This window comes from Psychroserpens citreus, assembly GCF_055686305.1.
Map to the genome: position 1 here is coordinate 2,703,976 of NZ_CM145999.1, position 18,176 is coordinate 2,722,151.

The following is an 18,176-nucleotide window of genomic DNA, read 5'->3' on the forward strand; positions in this document are numbered from 1 at the left end:
TATATTGTTAAAACAATAACTTTAACATTGTAAGGAAACGTGACCTAAGCCAATAAAGATATTACAAATCTCGCTTTTTTAATAATCTGTACGATAAAAAGATGAATAATGCTGTCCAACCCATTACAATAACAATTTCATACCAGTGTACAGCAAAGTCGTACATGAAGTCTTGACCGTTTGGAGCTTTTGAGATGGCTATTCTTTGAAATGGTTGATCTATAAGCTTATACATCGATTTTAACGGAAAGAAATTCTGAATTTTATCTGCAGTACTTTCATCAATTTTCCAAGCTAATATACCGTAAATAATCCATTCTAAAATAAATAGAACAAATAAGAAAGCTAAGGCAAAAGCCGAACGTTTAACTAACATTCCTAAGAACAAACACAAACTAAAGAAACCAACAAGCTTCAAGAAGTATGCGAATAGAAATTCAAGTTCTCTAAAAATTAAATGCGCTTCATTAATGCTAGAATAGTATAATCCTATACACAAGCAAATGACAAAAATTAATAAGGTTGCAACTGCCGAAAAGAAAATTATTGTATAAAATTTTGAAAGAATAAACTCCTTTTTACTTAAACCATCAATGAGGTTTTGTTTGATGGTCTTATTGCTATATTCGTTACCAATCATACTTACAACTACAATTGCAAAAAAGAATTTAAACTGTGAGGCAAAGAATGTGGTAATATGCCAAACAATTGGAAAATTAAACAATCCGTAATGTCCCAATTCTAATACGAAAAAACCAAAAAAGTTAATTCGTAGAGATGAGAGTATGATGACAAAAAATGGTAATATAAATGAAATGAAAATAAGAACTTTACTCGCTCGATTAAGGAGTAATTTTTGAAGTTCTAATTGTAATAATCTTAACATGGTGGTTGATTTTTATTCTGAAATTTGATTTCAGATATGTTGTGATTGATGATTAATTATTATCTGTTAACTGTAAAAATTGCTCTTCTAAACTTTCTTTACGTTTAACAAGATGAGATAGTACAATTCCTTTTTCAAACATGAATGTGTTGAACGTTTGTGCGTCCATCGGTTCATTTAAAAATGCAGTAATGAGTTCGTCTTCAACTTTAATAGTCCCAAACGATTTATTGGACTCTAAGATATTAAGGAGTTGATCGTGTTTCTCTGTTTTTAATTCGAAAAACCCATGACTTGAGATCATTTCATCAACGCGACCTGAATATAATTTTTCACCTTTTCGTAATACAACAACATGAGAACATACTTTTTCAACTTCATCTAAAAGGTGAGAGGCTAACAGTATCGTAGTTCCATTGTTTGCAATATCTTTTATAATTTGGCGAATTTGATGAATTCCTTGCGGATCTAAACCATTTGTAGGCTCATCAAGGATTAAAATTTCCGGATCGTTGAGTAGGGCAGAAGCAATGGCTAAACGTTGTTTCATACCTAAAGAATAGGTTTTGAATTTATGATCTTTACGATCTAGTAATCCTACTACTTCTAATTTTTCTGCAATTTTATTGTCGTCTACACCCTTTATTTTGCATACCAGCTTTAAGTTTTGTTGCGCTGTCATGTAAGGGTAGAAATTTGGTCGTTCTATAATTGCACCTACTTTTTTGAGTGCATCATGCGTGGTTGTATTGCCATCAAACCAATGAAAGTTTCCTTCAGTTTTGTTGACAACATTTAATACAATACCAAGTGTTGTGGATTTTCCACTACCGTTGGGCCCTAAAATGCCATAGACATTGCCTTTATTTATAGTAAATGATAAATCTTTGACAGCAGTTAAGTAGCCAAATTTCTTGGTAAGATTGTTAATGGTTAATATTGATTCCAAAATTTGATTGATTTTTCTACTGAAAGTTCTCAGTAGTGGTTGATTATTAAATACGACGAACAAATCGAATTTATGTTACAAGCTAAGATATAAAACATTATTTTAGACTTGAATTTGATATTATGGACGATTTAAAAATTTCAAAAAAGAAACCGTCGTATCCTATTAGTAATCGATTGCATAATTATTTGCAAGAGTATAATAGGAATATTCGATTGCCTATTTTTTATGAGGATTTGTTAAGGTTTCAAGGCTCTGTAGTCGTATATGATAAGCATGATGAAGACACTTTATGGGTTCGTGTATATTATAATGAATTTGAGCGTGAGGAAATTGATTTAAGCTTGAAACGTGTGTATTCAAATTTGATATCTGATGGTAACGAAACGATTTTTAAGTATTTAAATATTGATGCCATTGATTTTTGCACCTTTGGAAACTCTAAGCCATTTAGAGTTAAAGTGCGTAATGTTTTAAATGATAATTACACATATTTCTACGTAAAAAAAGCAGATGCTTCTCGTGTTTATGGTCTTGAATTAGAACATATGTTATCGCCTTATAATTTAAATTTTCTCGTATATAAAGACACACTTATTGAAGAGCATATAGCAGGAATTCCAGGCGATGAGTTTATTAAAACAATGCTTCCGGAGTGTAATGCATCAGAAAAGGCACAGATTGCTAAAGAGTTTGTAAAATTTAATGAACGTTGTATGATAAGACTATTAGGCGATATGCGTTCGTATAATTATGTAATTGTACCTACTCATGATTTTGACCATGTTGTTTTTAAAATCAGAGCGATTGATTTTGATCAGCAAAGCTATGAAGGTAAATTAAAAATATACAGACCTCAGTTTTTTAAGGAAAACTTTACTATGGTTGAGTTAGTGCGTGAGAAAATCCAGAAAGAATCGGTAGATCAGTACAAAATTGAAGAGCGATCTATTGTGGCTCGTCGTATGATTAGTTATCAAGATCGTATTGGAGAATTATTAAGTTGTATGGAAGCTGATACTCTATCTAATCCTAAATACATAGATATGTTGAAAGAGGAAATCTATCAATATACTTTAGATATGACCTTTAGGAAAAGCACAACTATGGGAGCTATATTGAAAAATGCACTAGATTTTGTAAAGCGTAATTATCAAGGTATTAACACTAATAACTTTTCTTAAGGTACTTGTTTTTGAGTTAATTCCAATTTTCATTAAAATCTAGATCTTCGTAATCATCGATGTCAATGTCATCGTCATTTTCACTAAAATCATCTCCAAAATGTTCAGCTTCAAACATTTTTTCAGGAGCTGTATCCGGAATTTGCCCATGAACAAACATTAAATTTGGATAGTCTGCACCTTCCGCTTCTTCTACAATTTCGGCAAGTTCAACCAAAAAGGTCCACATGCTCATAAAATCATAAACGTAAATCAATTTGGTTTGCGCTTCATGAACAATATCGTTTAATGTGGTTTCATTCATTAAACGCACTGGGTTAGTCCCTTCGCTAACATCAAACATCGAAATTTCTTCACCTTGTTCCCAGTCATCATTACTTACATAAAATGAAGCCATTTCTAAGCCATCAAATCCAAAAGATTGTGTAATTGTATTATGTAAATCTTCAAGTGTATCTGTTTCGCGAATTTCGATATCTCTAAAAATATCATCTTCGGTATCGTTATCTAATATGACTCTAAATCTGTAAATCATGGTAATTAATTATGATGCAAAGGTATGTTTTTTTTCAATTATTTACTGAAACGATGCAAGGTAAATGTCATCGCGCTTAATAAAATAAATGCACCAATTTGATGTGCCACACCAAGCCAAACAGGAACCGCATTTAAGATAGTTAAAACCCCAAGAATGAATTGAATAGCTAGTGCTATTAAAAGAATGTTTATACCTATTAATTGGAACTTTGTAAGTATTTGTTTTCTTACTTTTAACCAAATAGCAACAATAAAAATCACTACAATATATGCTAGCATTCTATGCACAAATTGAACACCGCTTTTACCTTCAATAAAATTTTTATACACTGGATTTTGTTCTATGTAAACTGTTTCGTGCATAAACTTGCCTTCGCTCATCATTGGCCAATGGTTATGTATGAAACCTGCATCTAAACCAGCAACAAAAGCTCCATAAATGATTTGTAGTATAAGAACAACTAATCCCAATCTGATAAAATTTCTTAATTTTTTATCTATATCTTTTTTCTTCGGAAATATAAGATCTAAAGCCACCCAAAATGTAAAAGCAAAGGTTAAGAATGCCGTTGTTAAATGCATAGCAAGGCGATAATGACTTACGTCTGGACGATCTACTAATCCACTTTTTACCATATACCAACCAAGAAATCCTTGAAAACCTCCCATAAAAAGAAGAAGGATGCTTTTTTTTATGGTTGAAGTGCTAAGCTGTTTTCTAATTAAAAAATACAAAAAAGGGATGATGAAGACTAGACCAATAAAACGACCAATAACTCTATGAAGCCATTCCCAGAAATAGATGTCTTTAAAATCTTGAAGATCAAAATGTGTATTTAGCTTTTGGTATTCTGGATACTGTTTATATAAATCAAAAGCCTCTTGCCATTCAATCTCATTCATTGGAGGTATTGTTCCTGAAATTAATTTATAGTTTGAAATTGATAAACCAGAATGTGTTAGCCTTGTGATCCCACCAACAACGACCATTATAAATATCAATACACAACCTGTTAGTAACCAATAGATGACTTTATTGTTATCTTTTTTCATTGTTTTAATTTTTTTTCAAAACACAAACTATTATCCATATTGACGTATTGACCGTATTTTGGAATCATAGTGTAATTATTTTTTTTATAAAACGAAACGGCTTCTTTTTGTCGTATTCCTGTTTCTAAGACACAAGAGATATAATGTAATTCTAAAGCCCAAAGCTCTAAAGCTTTTAAAATTTCAGAAGCTACGCCTATTCCACGATGTTCAGGAGAAGTATACATGCGTTTAATTTCTACTCGTGAGGTATCAAAGTGTTTGAAAGCGCCACAACCTATAGCTAATCCATCATGATACGCTACAATGACATGATTGAGGATATCAATTCCGTTAAATTGATTGTAGAATTCATGTTCCTCTCCATCAGTTATTTTTAAATACGCATCCAAAGCTTCAACAAGTTGAACAAAGTCTTTATTATCAGAAGTTGTTCTCTTAATTTGGATCATAATTCAGGTTTTTTAAGTCCGAGCCGTTCACCTTCTTTTAACATAAGTTGATATGCAGCGTCATATTCATTTGGAATGTCGCCTTCAAGAATGGCTTCTTTGATGACTTCTTTTATCTGACCAATCTCACGTGATGGCTTTAAATTAAAAGTCTTCATGATTTCTTCCCCAGTAATTGGAGGTTGAAAATTTCTTATATGATCTCTTGCTTCAACTTCAACAATTTTCTCACGTACGATTTTAAAATTGTTGTGGTATTTATTGAATTTTTTGGGATTTTTAGTTGTAATATCTGCTTCGCATAAGGTCATTAAATCATCAACATAATCACCAGCGTCAAATACCAAACGTCTCACGGCAGAATCGGTTACGATATCTTGTGCCAATACAATAGGTCGCGAACTCATAAATACCATTTTCTGAACAAATTTCATTTTGTCATTCAAGGGCATTTTTAATCGCTTGAATAAATGATATACCATTTTTGCTCCTTCAAACTCATGAGCATGGAATGTCCAACCTACTTTTTTGCTAAATTTTTTGGTTGGTGCTTTTCCAATATCATGTAACAAAGCAGCCCAACGTAACCATAGGTTGTCTGTAGTTTTTGCAATATTATCAACTACTTCTAAAGTATGATAGAAATTATCTTTATGGGTTTGTCCCTCAACTTCATCAATGCCTTTAAGAGCAGTAAGTTCTGGTAGTATAAATTGTAAAAGACCAGTCTTCTCTAGGAGCAAAAAGCCAATTGAAGGCACATCACTTTCAAGAATTTTATGTAATTCGACAACGATACGCTCTTTAGTAATAATTTTAATACGTTCTTTATTCCTAGAAATAGCGTTAAGTGATTCTGATTCAATTTTAAAATTGAGCTGAGTCGCAAATCGTATTGCACGCATCATGCGTAATGGATCATCGCTATACGTAATATCGGGATCTAATGGTGTACGAATAATTTGATTTTTTAAATCTTGGATACCATTAAAAGGATCAAGTAATTGTCCAAAATGCGCTTCAGATAGATTCAAAGCCATCGCATTAATCGTAAAATCACGTCGATTTTGATCGTCTTCGAGGCTACCATTTTCAACAATAGGATTCCTACTATCTTCATTATAGGATTCTTTACGAGCTCCTACAAATTCAATATCCATATCCTCATGTACAAGCATTGCAGTTCCGTAAGTTTTAAAAACTTGAACTTTAGGCTTATTGGGTAAGTTTTTTGCAACTTGTTTTGCAAGTGAAATACCACTACCTATGGCAACTACATCAATATCTTTGTGTTTTCCACGATTTAAAATGTAATCACGAACAAAACCACCAATCACATAACAATCTAAGTCTAATTGTTTAGAAGATTTTGAAATGACATTAAAAATATCGTGTCTTAAAGCGTCTTTGTAATTCAATCGAAATTAAATTTGATTATTAGTGATATGCGCATCACTTTTCATGATGCAAATTTACGACTTAAGCAACATCTATTAAAATCTCTTGAAGTATTTATTTCTCTGTTTTCAGAATTAAAATTATGAACTGGAAGTATAAAGAATTAGAGATTTAAATAATCAAACACTTTTTCGGAAAAGTTCATGTTAATAGCTCTACATTCTTCTAATAATTCTGGATAAACGTCTGTTTTAGAAAACTGATTTAAAGCATTGTCAAAATCGGAAATAACTGGTCGATGTTGAAAATCATAAAATTTCGAAGAGTTAGGTACTACAACAACCTTTTTTCCTAGTAGCATACTCCAGTACATCACATGGTAACTATCGGAAACAATTTTATTAGATGCTTTTATAAAGTTGATAAGTTCTTCAAAATCTGAGGTATTTGACGATGTTGGATAGTCTTGAAACTTTGCTAAAATCTCCGGTTTTTTAAGTGTGTCTTTATGAAAAACGATTCCAAAATCCTGAGTTTCTTCAAATGGTTTGTCAAAAATAGGATGTAAACAGCTTACACATGGTACATAATCTCCAGGCATTTTATAATCTCTAGTGCCTGCAATACCGAATTTTGAAACATCTACATTATAGTGTTTTACTTTGTCATAAGTATGTGGATGTTTTTCATTATGTCCAACACCCCAAAGCACAGTCTTTTTTCCTTGTTCAGAGAGTTTTTCAAACAACTTCATTTGTCGGTTAAATCCTGAACGATTTAATAATCCGCCACCACCAATAATAAGTGATTTTGCATTAACTGTATCAATGAAATTTTGGCGCTTATCATTGTCATCACTTTTGTAACCAAAAATATCAAGAGATTTTCCTTTTAAAACCTCAAAGTAGTGGTGAGGAGCACAATAATAATCTCCAGCATTTCTAGTGTCTATTCGATGCACATTGGCTACAGGCTCATTATGTTGTTCAGATTTTAATATTTTAGCAATGGTTTGTTTTTTACGAATAGATCGCTTTGCCGAACTGATAAGTTTTTTCATGCTTGTTATTAGATTAATGATCTATATACGTCAATATACGCTTTTGCTGCATCATTCCAATTAAAACTATTGGCTCTTTCTTTTAATTGAGTACTATATTGTATTTTATTACTTTCATAGGTATTCATGCCGTTCTCAAAAATTTCAGCCATATATTTTGGATCGTAATGATCCCAATAAAATGCCAATTCACCACCAATTTCTGGTAGTGAAGTATTATTTGAAATGAATGTTGGTTTGCCAAATTTCATTGCTTCAATAACGGGTAAACCAAAGCCTTCTCGCAAAGAAGGAAAAACAAAAGCACTACAGTGTTTGTAATAATATTGCTTGTCGAATTCTGAAATTTTACCAACGAGTTTTATGCGGTTGTTTAATTGATGTTGGTCAATAAATGATTGAATGCGTTCTGCTTCACTAGTACTTTTTTTACCTGCAATTATTAAGGTATAGTCTTTTAAGTTCTGAATAAGGCCAACTAAAGATTTAAAATTTTTACGTTCTTTAATTTCTCCTATAGTAAATAAAAAGGGCTGTTCGGGAATGTAGCTTGGCTTATAATCATTTGGAAGCGTCATTTCTGAAATTGGATTCCCATTGTGAATCACATATTCTGGAATATTCGGGACATTGAAAAAAGCGTGCGTAGAACTTTTTGCATATTCAGAAATATAGGTGATTGCAGTACTTCTGTTTATTTTCTCCTGAAATTGAACATGCTCCTTTTTATCTTTATAATCGTTTTTGTCTTTGATGTATGATGTATTGTGAATGGTTAGTAAATACGGAATGTTATAATAAGGTTCGATACGTGTATTTTGATTCATACAATGCCATAAGTCATATTTTTTTCGAATGCGTAATGACGCATAACGTCTAAAAGAAAAGTATGTTTTATAGTTAAATTGAGGTCCAAATTCTTTTTTTAATGCTTGAATGTTTTCAGCATGAATTGTCATTCTAAAATCTTCTGGATAGTGATGCTGAAATCCTTTTATCAAATGGTAATTGAACTGACCAAATCCAAAATTCAAATTTTTGATGTGGTGAGATTCTAAAAATACGTTTGCCATTTGTTTAGTTTTTACAAAGAAACGAAACTAAATTAACTTTAGAATAGATTCAAAAGTAATCGTAATTTTGCGATATGAATTTCGAGATTAGCAATTCTTATAAATCTGTTCAGAAGCAATTAGAATCTATTGTTCTGAATTTTGATTCTGAAGGAACTCCCTTTGGTAATCAGGATCGTAATTCTTTAAAGTTATTTGATTTAGATGGCAAGATCATAAATGTAAAATCATTTCGAGTCCCTAATCTTATCAATCAAATTGCATATCGATTTTTTAGAAAGAGTAAGGCGCAACGGTCTTTTGAGTATGGACAACGTTTAAAAGCTTTGGGTATTGGTACGCCAGAACCAATAGCTTATTTCGAATTCAAAACAGGGTTGTTTTTTAAAAATAGCTATTATATAAGTGAACAATTAGAGCCAGATTGTACCTATAGAGAACTAAAACAACCTGACTATCCAAATCGAGATGAGATTTTAAAAGCATTTACAAGATTCACCTATCAGCTTCATGAAAATAATGTCTATTTTTTAGATCATTCACCAGGAAATACATTAGTCAAAACTGTTGATGATGGTTATGCATTTTATTTAGTAGATTTAAACAGAATGCAATTTCAACCTTTAGATTTTGATACACGTATAAAAAACTTTGCGAAGTTGGCAACTAAGGCTCCTGTTGTTAGAATTATGAGTAATGAGTATGCAAAATGTATCTCACGAGATCCTGAAGAGGTTTATAGTTTAATGTGGCATTACACTAAAAGTTTTCAAGACGATTATCAACGTCGTCGTCGTTTAAAAAAGAAACTAAAATTTTGGAAGAAATAATTATTCTCTACCACGGCGCATCAGCCATATTTTTACATAGCGCATAAATACAGCATAAGCTTGCATGGTACTTATTGTAAAACCAACAACTCCATCTCGAAAACCACTTTGTATTATATAGTGTTTAAAAAAGCCCCAAAATGGTTTAATCACAAAATGATAAGGTGTTAAACGTCCAGTTTTTTTATCATAGTCTTTGGCTTGCCACCATGCATAACGATTCATTTTTTCAATGAATTTGTCAAAAGTTACAAAGGTGTTGTGCGTGAGCTTATGTTTCAACTTACCAACGCTTCCATCAACTTTGATTTCAGCATGAACTTGTTTGTCTTCATACACGCAAAAATCTCTTTTAAATAAACGGATAACGGTGTCATTTCTCCAGCCGCTATAATTAACACGCTCTCCCATGAAATAATTTATCCGACCAATCCAATAGGCTGTATGTTCTTGTTGTGGTTGACTCAAAATATCTAGAATTTCTGTTTTGAGTTCGGGTGTTACACGTTCATCGGCATCAATAAGAAAAACCCATTCATGTTTGGCTTGAGGTATGGCCCAATTTTTTTGAGAAGCAGAATACTCATAATCTCTTCGAATGACTCGTGTAGCTAATTCTTGAGCTTTCTCATAAGTTCCATCTGTACTTAAGCTATCGACCACTAAAATTTCATCTGCAAAATCTACCGAGGCAATTACAGCTTCAATATTGTGAATCTCATTTCCAACAGGAATAATAGCAGTTAGTTTCTGCATAAAACAATTTGTAATTTGTTGTAAAAATAGCAATAAAATGTTTGTTAAAAATGGTATTTTTGAAACTATGAATGAAATAGATATTTCAGTAATTATCAGTACTTATAATAGTCCGCTTTGGTTACAAAAAGTCTTATGGAGTTTTGATCAACAAACTTATAAGAACTTTGAGGTTGTCATTGCTGATGATGGCTCTGGAGAAGAGACCAAGATACTGATTGAAAGGTTATCTAATGAGGTGGCTTATCCAATTCAACATATCTGGCATGAAGATAACGGATTTCAAAAAACCATTATTCTTAACAAGGCTACTGTAGCCAGTAAAGGGCAATATTTAGTGTATACCGATGGCGATTGTATAGCTAGAGCCGATTTTTTAGACGTACATGTCAATAGGAGGGAAGATGGTTATTTTTTGTCGGGTGGCTATTTTAAATTACCGATGAATATAAGTGAGCTCATTTCCGAAGATGACATTAAAACTCAGCGTTGTTTTGATATTGATTGGTTGAAATCTCACGGATTAAAATCGTCTTTTAAAAACAATAAAATTACCGCCAAAGGGGTTAAAGCAACGGTATTGAATGCTTTAACGCCAACTACTGCTACGTGGAACGGACATAATGCTTCTGGATATAAAAGTGATATCCTTGCAGCAAATGGTTATGACGAACGTATGCAATATGGAGGTGAAGATCGTGAATTAGGAGAGCGATTGTTTAATGCAGGAATTAAAGCTAAACAAATAAGATATAGCGCTATTTGTTTACATTTGGATCATGCTCGAGGTTATGTAAAACCTGAAATGATTGAAAAAAACAAAGCTATTCGTGAGAATACAAAAAAGCTTAACGTCTCTAGAACACCTTATGGTATTGAAAAGTTGAAAACTTCATGATAGAGATAAAAGACAAACATTACATTTCTGAAGGACTGGCTCGAGTTGTGTATTTTCATCCCGATAATCACGATTTGTGTATTAAAATTGGTAAGCCAGATATTGAGGTTGAGCATTTGTACAAGGAAATAAAATATTACCATAAAATAAGAACAAGAGATGCGTCAACATTTGAATATCCATTTTATGCCAAATATCATGGAGAAGTAATGACGAACAAAGGTGTAGGCTTTGTCTATGATTTGGTAAAAGATGAAACTTCGCAGGATATTTCACTTACATTACGACATTATTTAGAAATGGACAATTCTCCTATTTCGGATAAGCTTATAATGGCTGAATTAAATCGTTTGAAACAACAAATGATTACTCATAAAATATTTGTTGCCGATTTAAGAGCGCGTAATATCTGTTGTCAGTTATTTGAAGATGGTTCGTTACGGTTAATTGTGATTGACGGCATTGGTCATCGTGACTTTTTTCCGTTGGCAGATTATTTTAGTTATTATGCTAAGCAAAAAGTAGAACGACGTTTTGAAAAAGCACATTTAAATAATCTTGAAGAACAGCGTGCTTATATCAAACGTTTACGAGATCGTGGTGATGCTATTGTTTAAGAAATGTATGTAGCTGATCTTTAAAATAATCAGGAGAAAACATACTATAAAGTGGTTTTTGATTGGCTTTTAATTCTTTAGTTTTTTTGCCTTCAAAAAGTTGTGGTTGAAAATCACTTAAATGCACAGAAACATGTTTTTTACCATCTTCAAACATACTCCAAGCCTCTTTTTTGATCCAAGGTGAGAAAATTGTAAACGTAGGAATGTCAAGAGCCTTTGCCATATTGACTGCACCTCCTTCATTTCCTATTAAAGCAGTACAGTGCTTTGTTATTGCTAGGAAATCTCTAAGACTTTTTCCGAAGACTTCAAAAAACACATGTTGCTTTGTGTCTTTTTTACAGAAATTATAGACTGCTTTAGCCTCATGAATTTGTTTCGGAATGTAATTGAATAGTATTTGCCCCTTAGTATTTTCAACAACCATATCTATAATTTTTGCCATTTGGGCTAAGGGGTAAGTTTTACTATCTCCACTTCCTAAAACACTAATCATATATAATGGTTTAGTTAAATCGATATTGGAGTTAGTTAAAAATGTCTCAGAAGTTTTAATTTCTTCGGGTGTTAAATAAATTTTAGGCTGAATAGATTCAGGAATAGTATTACATAAAGGTTTAAGTAATTGTAATCTGTTTTCTATGGCTAATCCTGCATTGGTTTTAGGTTGTTTTGACTCTTTAAAAGTGTGTGTGTAATAATAAGAGGTATACCATTTATGCTTAGATATCTTGACTTTGGCACCAGAGAATTTTGTCATTAAGTTACTTGAAAATTTAGAATAGACATCAATAACAGCATCGTACTGTTCCTTTTTTATAGTTTTAAGGAATGTTAAAAATGCGGTCTTACTCTCTTCAATTTCCGAAGTAACAAACAAAAATTTATCAATAAACGGATTATTATCAACAACAGGAAATGTATGTTGATTTATGACATAATGCAATTCGGCATCTGGGTGTTCGGCTCTTAAAGCTTCAAATAAGATGCTTGTAGTGAGCACGTCACCAATCATTTTCTGTTGGATGATTAAAATTTTCAAGTGTAAGGTGTTAGTTCAAACTATACTGCAACATCGTACTCGCGTAAAGCATCATTAAGTGATGTCTTTTTGTTTGTACTTTCTTTACGTTTTCCAATGATTAGAGCACAAGGTACATTGTAGTTTCCAGCTGCAAAAGTTTTGGTATAACTTCCAGGAATTACTACTGAACGCTCCGGAACTCGGCCTTTCATTTCAACAGGTTCATCGCCAGTGACATCAATAATCTTTGTACTCATGGTTAATACAACATTTGCGCCTAAAACAGCTTCTTTTTCTACACGAACACCTTCAACAACGATGCAGCGAGATCCAATAAATGCACCATCTTCAATGATAACAGGAGCAGCTTGAAGCGGTTCTAAAACACCTCCAATACCTACACCACCTGAAAGATGTACATTTTTTCCAATTTGAGCACAACTACCAACTGTAGCCCATGTATCAACCATAGTTCCTTCGTCTACATAAGCACCAATATTTACATAGCTAGGCATTAAAATCGTACCAGGAGAAATATAAGCACCATGACGCGCTACTGCATTTGGTACCACTCGAATACCTTTTTTTTCATAATCGCGTTTTAATGGAATTTTATCATGGTATTCGAAAATACCAGCTTCGAGCGTTTGCATTTTTTGTATTGGAAAATATAGTACTACAGCCTTTTTTACCCACTCATTAACTTGCCATCCATTTGAAGTAGTTTCAGCAACTCGAAGGTCTCCAGAATCTAATAAATCTATAACGTTTCTAATACTATCAATAGTTTCTTGATTGGTTAGTAGGGAACGATCGTTCCAAGCATTTTCTATATGTTGTTGTAATTGTTTCATCTTCGTTGTTATAAGCTATGAGTACAAAGATAAACCTATAATTGATTTGAGATAAAACATTATTCGTAAAAAAAATAAAATAAATGTGACCTATCAAAAAGTTGTGTGTCTTAATTAACGTGAATTATTATTATTCAGACATTTTCCCTAAAATTATGTTTGAAGCTTTAATAATTAATAGCTAATTTTTGTGAAAACCCTCCTTCTCCCTTAGGAGGGTTTTCTTTTTTCATTAAAATGTGACCTTTTTATAAAAGTTGTGTCTAAGTTATTGAAAGTTAGTTGATAATAGCAATAGCCCTATATACCCAGAATTAATATAATAGCAAAAAAACCTTTCTTAGCCCCAAGAAAGGTTTTTATTTTTTATCAAGATGTGACTTTTTAAAATAGATGGTGTCTTAATAATATAACATGAACTGTTTAAGGTAGAGGGTGAACGGTTTGTGAATAATTAATAGTTGATTATTTTAGAACTCTTCTTTGACCTACAAAGAAGAGTTTTTTTATGGCATTACAATTGATTAAGAGGATTATAAGATTAACTTTGCAAAATGGCAAGACTATTAGCTTTAGATTTTGGAACAAAACGCACAGGAATAGCAGTTACTGACGAACTGCAAATTATTGCATCGGGTTTGACGACTGTCGATACCAAAGATTTATTGCATTTTTTGGAGCAATATATTTCTGAGGAAAATGTAGAATTATTTATAGTTGGTGAACCTAAGCAGATGAATTATGAAGTTTCAGAAAGTGAAACGTCGATTATTAAATTTTTAGGCACACTAACTAAAACTTTTCCTAGTATTCCTATAAAGCGAATTGATGAGCGATTTACTTCAAAAATGGCATTTCAGACGATGATTGATAGCGGGCTTAATAAAAAGCAACGCCAAGACAAAGCTTTAGTAGATGAAATAAGTGCTACAATTATACTGCAAAGCTATTTGTATAATCTGTCTTAAATCCGTATTAAAAAGTTCTGAAATAACAATAAGAATCGTATTTTTGCACCCGAAAATTATAAAATAATGATATTACCAATTGTTGCTTATGGCGACCCAGTTCTAAGAAAAAAAGCTGAGAACATCACTAAAGATTATCCTAATCTTGATACGCTTCTAGATAATATGTGGGAAACCATGTATGGTGCTTATGGTGTAGGTTTGGCAGCACCTCAAATTGGATTACCTATTCGTGTTTTTTTAGTAGATACCGAACCTTTTGCAGAAGATGATATGTATTCTGAAGAAGAGCAAGCAGAACTTAAAAGCTTTAAACGTACATTTATTAATGCTGAAATATTAGAAGAAGAAGGTGATGAGTGGGCATTTAATGAAGGTTGTTTAAGTATTCCTGATGTAAGGGAAGATGTGTTTAGACAGCCTAAAGTAACGATTAAATATCAAGATGAGAATTTTAAGACGCATACAGAAGTTTTTGACGGATTGATTGCGAGAGTTGTTCAACATGAGTATGATCATATAGAAGGTATTTTATTTACTGATAAACTATCGTCATTAAAAAAGCGTTTAATTAAAGGGAAATTGGCTAATATTTCCAAAGGAAAAATAAAAGCAGATTATAGAATGCGCTTCCCGTTAATGAAAAAGAAGCGCTAATATTGAAAATATATGAGTTTAGATAAAATACTTTCCATTTCTGGAAAACCAGGATTATATAAAATCGTAACGCAAACTAGAAGCGGTTTTGTTGCACAATCTTTAATAGATCAAAAAAAGGTCTCTGTTGGGATTCATAATAATATAAGTGTATTAAGTGAAATCGCAGTTTATACTTTAACTGAAGAACTACCATTAAAAGAAGTCTTTAAAAAGATTCGAGACAAAGAAAATGCACAACAAACATCAATAAGTCATAAAGATTCTAAAGATACTTTGGAAGAGTATTTCTTTGGTGTTTTACCAGATTATGATGAAGATCGTGTGTATGCCAGTGATATCAAAAAAATTGTACAGTGGTATAACTTACTTCAAAAGCATGATATGCTTGGGGCTTTAGAAGACGATGAAAAAGCCGTAAGCGAAGAGGAAGAATAAGTGTCGTTAATAGATTGTTTATATTAAGTTTCATTCAGAAGTCTTATCTGAATGAAAGCGTTGTATTTTTGAGTTTTAAATACAAACTATGACTGATAAAACTCAGCAATTAAAAGCATTTGAGCGCTTGCTTGTTATTATGGATGAGCTCCGTGACCAGTGTCCTTGGGATAAGAAGCAAACGATTCAGACACTACGTCATTTGACAATTGAAGAGGTCTACGAGCTTGGAGATGCCATTTTAGATAATGATCTGGATGAGGTTAAAAAAGAGCTTGGAGATGTCTTGCTTCATATTGTGTTCTATTCAAAAATTGGAAGTGAAACTAATGCTTTTGATATCGCAGATGTATGTAATAGTATCTGTGATAAACTTATAGAACGTCACCCTCATATTTATGGAGATGTTACTGTAAATAATGAAGACGATGTTAAACGTAATTGGGAACAATTAAAACTTAAAGAAGGTAAAACGAGTGTTTTGCAAGGTGTGCCAAAAAGTTTGCCAGCAATGGTTAAAGCTAATCGTATTCAAGATAAGGTAGCTGGTGTTGGTTTTGATTGGGAAGAACCACAGCAAGTTTTTGAAAAGGTAGAAGAAGAACTCAAAGAGTTGCAAGATGAAGTAGAGAATGGAAACCAAGATCGTATTGAAAGCGAATTTGGTGATGTGTTGTTTTCAATGATTAATTATGCCCGTTTTCTTAAAATAGATCCTGAAAGTGCTTTGGAGCGAACCAACAAAAAATTTATTAAACGGTTTCAATATTTAGAGCAAAAATCGAAGGCATTAGATAAGCCTTTATCTGAGATGAGCCTTGCTGAGATGGATGTCTTTTGGGAAGAAGCAAAAAAAATATAGTTTTTTTTCAATCTCGTAATCCAAATAGATATAATAGTACGTATATAAAATAGATGGAAACTCAATAAGAGTTTCTTAATCATAAGTAGGTAATCTTAATGTCGTAGTTAAGCGGACACGTTAAGATTTAAAATTTAGTTTAGTTAGGGGTAAAATCCTGTCTGTGTATTCAGACAGGATTTTATTATTATAGATACTTTCCTTTTTCTTAAAACAATATTTATTCGTTTAGAATAATTCATCTAATTTGTGTAATTCAAAAATGTAAAGTATATTTGTCATATAGTAAAAATATTTTTACTTAATATAAAATATATTTGTCATGAATTTAAATGATATTCAAAATTGCGAACGTACAAAAATTGAAAAATGGTCTCGATTTCAATTGTCCAATACATGGAAAACCGTTGGAATTACCATCTCAGTATTAGTATTTTTAGTGTTAATTGGTTTCAAGTTTGTTGATGATAGGCCACAATGGACTTCAGAAGTTTTAAAGCGATTACTCATTGTAAGTTTCTTGATAATATCAATTTCAAAGGAGAAGCAAGAAGATGAAATGATCATGTCTTTGAGAGCTAAGTCGTATACACTCGCATTTATTTTTGGTGTATTATATGCATTAGTACAACCGGTTATTGATTATTTAATACATGAGTACGTATTTGAGGCAAGTGGTAATAATACGTTTAGTTATTTCCAAATATTATGGTTTATGCTTCTTGTTCAAATTATGTTTTTCGAAGTTTTAAAGCGAAATAGATAATGGAAAATACAATCAAAGTAGAACGTGCCATCTTGAGCTTAACTCAAGATGATTTAGCTAAAAAAATTGGTGTATCACGCCAGACTATAAATTCAATTGAAGCTAACAGGTACGTACCTTCAACAGTTTTGGCATTAAAACTTTCCAATGTCTTTGATAAACCCGTTAATGCCTTTTTTAAACTTTCAGAAGATGATTAAAGTATTGTTATTTCTCGTACAAGTCATCATTAATTTAATCCTAATAATGATTTAAATGTTGTCATACCTGAAGTCGCAGTCTCAGATATGACAGTCACATTTTTATCACTATCTATTGTTGGATTTGGATCAATGAAATAAATTGGGGTATTGTAAGGTATATAATTTTTTAAACCAGCAGCTGGATAGACTTGCATTGAGGTTCCAATAATTAATAAAATATCTGCAGTTTCACAAACCTCTATGGCTTTTTCTATCATAGGAACATCCTCGCCAAACCAAACAATGTGTGGACGTAATTGATGTCCTTCTTCGCAGTAATCACCTAAATGCAAATCGGTAGTCCATATTTTAATATCGTTTGGGTGTTTAGTACTTCTTACTTTTAATAATTCACCATGTAAATGAATAACATTACTACTGCCTGCACGTTCATGTAGATCATCTACATTTTGAGTTACGATAGTTACTTTAAATTGCTTTTCTAAAACTGCTAAATCTAAATGTGCAGAATTTGGTGTTACTTCGTGCAATTGTTGTCGCCGTTGATTGTAAAATTCTAGTACTAATTCTGGGTTTTTGGCAAAGCCTTGCGGTGTTGCAACTTCCATGACATCATGACCTTCCCATAGTCCATCGGCATCTCTAAAAGTTTTGATACCGCTTTCGGCACTCATTCCAGCTCCTGTTAAAACTACCAGATGTCTCATA

General features: G+C 32.2%; 22 protein-coding genes. 10 read left to right on the forward strand and 12 right to left on the reverse strand.

Translation table 11 applies throughout. From position 1 onward, the window contains the following. Positions 1–61 precede the first annotated feature (61 nt). Together ACTU6T_RS12165 and ACTU6T_RS12170 are read right to left on the reverse strand one after the other, a co-directional pair. Complete coding sequence (locus tag ACTU6T_RS12165) at positions 62–886, reverse strand: ABC transporter permease (protein WP_460218469.1); 825 nt, start codon at positions 884–886, stop codon at positions 62–64. A 52-nt stretch (positions 887–938) separates the two neighbouring features. After that, positions 939–1,835 carry an ABC transporter ATP-binding protein gene (locus ACTU6T_RS12170; RefSeq protein WP_460218470.1) on the reverse strand — a complete coding sequence of 299 codons (897 nt, stop codon included), beginning with the start codon at positions 1,833–1,835 and terminating at the stop codon, positions 939–941. Positions 1,836–1,954: 119 nt separating this feature from the next. Here ACTU6T_RS12170 and ACTU6T_RS12175 point away from each other — a divergent pair, with 119 nt between their 5' ends. After that, positions 1,955–3,019, forward strand: coding sequence for a hypothetical protein (locus tag ACTU6T_RS12175; protein ID WP_460220766.1), 1,065 nt, complete (start codon positions 1,955–1,957; stop codon positions 3,017–3,019). Between the two features lie 16 nt (positions 3,020–3,035). Here the strand turns inward: ACTU6T_RS12175 and ACTU6T_RS12180 are convergent, their stop codons facing one another. From ACTU6T_RS12180 to ACTU6T_RS12205, 6 genes are all read right to left on the reverse strand, one after another. Next, complete coding sequence (locus ACTU6T_RS12180) at positions 3,036–3,554, reverse strand: IS1096 element passenger TnpR family protein (RefSeq protein WP_460218471.1); 519 nt, start codon at positions 3,552–3,554, stop codon at positions 3,036–3,038. Between the two features lie 38 nt (positions 3,555–3,592). Next, positions 3,593–4,609, reverse strand: a complete 1,017-nt coding sequence (locus tag ACTU6T_RS12185; RefSeq protein ID WP_460218472.1) for a COX15/CtaA family protein — start codon at positions 4,607–4,609, stop codon at positions 3,593–3,595. Next, a complete protein-coding gene (locus ACTU6T_RS12190; RefSeq protein ID WP_460218473.1) occupies positions 4,606–5,061 on the reverse strand; it encodes a GNAT family N-acetyltransferase in 456 nt (151 codons plus the stop codon). Before ACTU6T_RS12190 ends, ACTU6T_RS12185 begins: the two co-directional genes overlap by 4 nt. Further along, positions 5,058–6,479 carry a CCA tRNA nucleotidyltransferase gene (locus ACTU6T_RS12195; protein ID WP_460218474.1) on the reverse strand — a complete coding sequence of 474 codons (1,422 nt, stop codon included), beginning with the start codon at positions 6,477–6,479 and terminating at the stop codon, positions 5,058–5,060. Before ACTU6T_RS12195 ends, ACTU6T_RS12190 begins: the two co-directional genes overlap by 4 nt. Positions 6,480–6,622: 143 nt before the next feature. Next, positions 6,623–7,519: a polysaccharide pyruvyl transferase family protein gene (locus tag ACTU6T_RS12200; RefSeq protein WP_460218475.1), complete on the reverse strand. Its 897-nt coding sequence runs from the start codon at positions 7,517–7,519 to the stop codon at positions 6,623–6,625. A gap of 8 nt (positions 7,520–7,527) precedes the next feature. After that, a complete protein-coding gene (locus ACTU6T_RS12205; RefSeq protein WP_460218476.1) occupies positions 7,528–8,592 on the reverse strand; it encodes a glycosyltransferase family 4 protein in 1,065 nt (354 codons plus the stop codon). A 74-nt stretch (positions 8,593–8,666) separates the two neighbouring features. Here ACTU6T_RS12205 and ACTU6T_RS12210 point away from each other — a divergent pair, with 74 nt between their 5' ends. Further along, positions 8,667–9,422, forward strand: coding sequence for a lipopolysaccharide kinase InaA family protein (locus tag ACTU6T_RS12210; RefSeq protein WP_460218477.1), 756 nt, complete (start codon positions 8,667–8,669; stop codon positions 9,420–9,422). Here the strand turns inward: ACTU6T_RS12210 and ACTU6T_RS12215 are convergent, their stop codons facing one another. Beyond that, complete coding sequence (locus ACTU6T_RS12215; protein ID WP_460218478.1) at positions 9,423–10,178, reverse strand: glycosyltransferase family 2 protein; 756 nt, start codon at positions 10,176–10,178, stop codon at positions 9,423–9,425. A 37-nt stretch (positions 10,179–10,215) separates the two neighbouring features. Between ACTU6T_RS12215 and ACTU6T_RS12220 the strand changes: the two genes are divergently transcribed. Next, positions 10,216–11,076, forward strand: a complete 861-nt coding sequence (locus ACTU6T_RS12220) for a glycosyltransferase family 2 protein (RefSeq protein WP_460218479.1) — start codon at positions 10,216–10,218, stop codon at positions 11,074–11,076. Next, a complete protein-coding gene (locus ACTU6T_RS12225; protein ID WP_460218480.1) occupies positions 11,073–11,693 on the forward strand; it encodes a YrbL family protein in 621 nt (206 codons plus the stop codon). Before ACTU6T_RS12220 ends, ACTU6T_RS12225 begins: the two co-directional genes overlap by 4 nt. Here the strand turns inward: ACTU6T_RS12225 and ACTU6T_RS12230 are convergent. Then, complete coding sequence (locus tag ACTU6T_RS12230) at positions 11,683–12,738, reverse strand: glycosyltransferase family 9 protein (protein WP_460218481.1); 1,056 nt, start codon at positions 12,736–12,738, stop codon at positions 11,683–11,685. The two genes, ACTU6T_RS12225 and ACTU6T_RS12230, sit on opposite strands and share 11 nt — an antisense overlap. 20 nt (positions 12,739–12,758) lie before the next feature. Then, a complete protein-coding gene (locus ACTU6T_RS12235; RefSeq protein ID WP_460218482.1) occupies positions 12,759–13,574 on the reverse strand; it encodes a 2,3,4,5-tetrahydropyridine-2,6-dicarboxylate N-succinyltransferase in 816 nt (271 codons plus the stop codon). Positions 13,575–14,128: 554 nt separating this feature from the next. Here ACTU6T_RS12235 and ruvX point away from each other — a divergent pair. From ruvX to ACTU6T_RS12265, 6 genes are all read left to right on the forward strand, one after another. Then, positions 14,129–14,542, forward strand: coding sequence for a Holliday junction resolvase RuvX (ruvX, locus tag ACTU6T_RS12240; RefSeq protein WP_460218483.1), 414 nt, complete (start codon positions 14,129–14,131; stop codon positions 14,540–14,542). Between the two features lie 66 nt (positions 14,543–14,608). Further along, positions 14,609–15,199, forward strand: coding sequence for a peptide deformylase (def, locus tag ACTU6T_RS12245; RefSeq protein ID WP_460218484.1), 591 nt, complete (start codon positions 14,609–14,611; stop codon positions 15,197–15,199). A gap of 12 nt (positions 15,200–15,211) precedes the next feature. Further along, positions 15,212–15,637: a DUF5606 family protein gene (locus ACTU6T_RS12250; protein ID WP_460218485.1), complete on the forward strand. Its 426-nt coding sequence runs from the start codon at positions 15,212–15,214 to the stop codon at positions 15,635–15,637. A gap of 88 nt (positions 15,638–15,725) precedes the next feature. Next, a complete protein-coding gene (gene mazG, locus ACTU6T_RS12255) occupies positions 15,726–16,499 on the forward strand; it encodes a nucleoside triphosphate pyrophosphohydrolase (protein WP_460218486.1) in 774 nt (257 codons plus the stop codon). Positions 16,500–16,821: 322 nt separating this feature from the next. Continuing rightward, entirely contained in the window at positions 16,822–17,265 is a 444-nt protein-coding gene (locus ACTU6T_RS12260; RefSeq protein ID WP_460218487.1) for a hypothetical protein, read from the forward strand. Then, positions 17,265–17,465 carry a helix-turn-helix transcriptional regulator gene (locus ACTU6T_RS12265; protein ID WP_460218488.1) on the forward strand — a complete coding sequence of 67 codons (201 nt, stop codon included), beginning with the start codon at positions 17,265–17,267 and terminating at the stop codon, positions 17,463–17,465. The genes ACTU6T_RS12260 and ACTU6T_RS12265 overlap by 1 nt, the downstream gene beginning before the upstream one ends. 29 nt (positions 17,466–17,494) lie before the next feature. Here ACTU6T_RS12265 and ACTU6T_RS12270 read toward each other — a convergent pair whose 3' ends face one another. Beyond that, positions 17,495–18,175: an SIR2 family NAD-dependent protein deacylase gene (locus ACTU6T_RS12270; protein ID WP_460218489.1), complete on the reverse strand. Its 681-nt coding sequence runs from the start codon at positions 18,173–18,175 to the stop codon at positions 17,495–17,497. Position 18,176 lies beyond the last annotated feature (1 nt).

Coding starts and splice junctions, on each gene's coding strand:
- ACTU6T_RS12165 (WP_460218469.1), bottom strand. CDS start 886: ATGTTAAGATTATTACAATTAGAACTTCAAAAATTACTCCTTAATCGA.
- ACTU6T_RS12180 (WP_460218471.1), bottom strand. CDS start 3,554: ATGATTTACAGATTTAGAGTCATATTAGATAACGATACCGAAGATGAT.
- ACTU6T_RS12185 (WP_460218472.1), bottom strand. CDS start 4,609: ATGAAAAAAGATAACAATAAAGTCATCTATTGGTTACTAACAGGTTGT.
- ACTU6T_RS12190 (WP_460218473.1), bottom strand. CDS start 5,061: ATGATCCAAATTAAGAGAACAACTTCTGATAATAAAGACTTTGTTCAA.
- ACTU6T_RS12200 (WP_460218475.1), bottom strand. CDS start 7,519: ATGAAAAAACTTATCAGTTCGGCAAAGCGATCTATTCGTAAAAAACAA.
- ACTU6T_RS12205 (WP_460218476.1), bottom strand. CDS start 8,592: ATGGCAAACGTATTTTTAGAATCTCACCACATCAAAAATTTGAATTTT.
- ACTU6T_RS12210 (WP_460218477.1), top strand. CDS start 8,667: ATGAATTTCGAGATTAGCAATTCTTATAAATCTGTTCAGAAGCAATTA.
- ACTU6T_RS12215 (WP_460218478.1), bottom strand. CDS start 10,178: ATGCAGAAACTAACTGCTATTATTCCTGTTGGAAATGAGATTCACAAT.
- ACTU6T_RS12220 (WP_460218479.1), top strand. CDS start 10,216: ATGTTTGTTAAAAATGGTATTTTTGAAACTATGAATGAAATAGATATT.
- ACTU6T_RS12225 (WP_460218480.1), top strand. CDS start 11,073: ATGATAGAGATAAAAGACAAACATTACATTTCTGAAGGACTGGCTCGA.
- ACTU6T_RS12235 (WP_460218482.1), bottom strand. CDS start 13,574: ATGAAACAATTACAACAACATATAGAAAATGCTTGGAACGATCGTTCC.
- ruvX (WP_460218483.1), top strand. CDS start 14,129: ATGGCAAGACTATTAGCTTTAGATTTTGGAACAAAACGCACAGGAATA.
- def (WP_460218484.1), top strand. CDS start 14,609: ATGATATTACCAATTGTTGCTTATGGCGACCCAGTTCTAAGAAAAAAA.
- ACTU6T_RS12250 (WP_460218485.1), top strand. CDS start 15,212: ATGAGTTTAGATAAAATACTTTCCATTTCTGGAAAACCAGGATTATAT.
- mazG (WP_460218486.1), top strand. CDS start 15,726: ATGACTGATAAAACTCAGCAATTAAAAGCATTTGAGCGCTTGCTTGTT.
- ACTU6T_RS12260 (WP_460218487.1), top strand. CDS start 16,822: ATGAATTTAAATGATATTCAAAATTGCGAACGTACAAAAATTGAAAAA.
- ACTU6T_RS12265 (WP_460218488.1), top strand. CDS start 17,265: ATGGAAAATACAATCAAAGTAGAACGTGCCATCTTGAGCTTAACTCAA.
- ACTU6T_RS12270 (WP_460218489.1), bottom strand. CDS start 18,175: ATGAGACATCTGGTAGTTTTAACAGGAGCTGGAATGAGTGCCGAAAGC.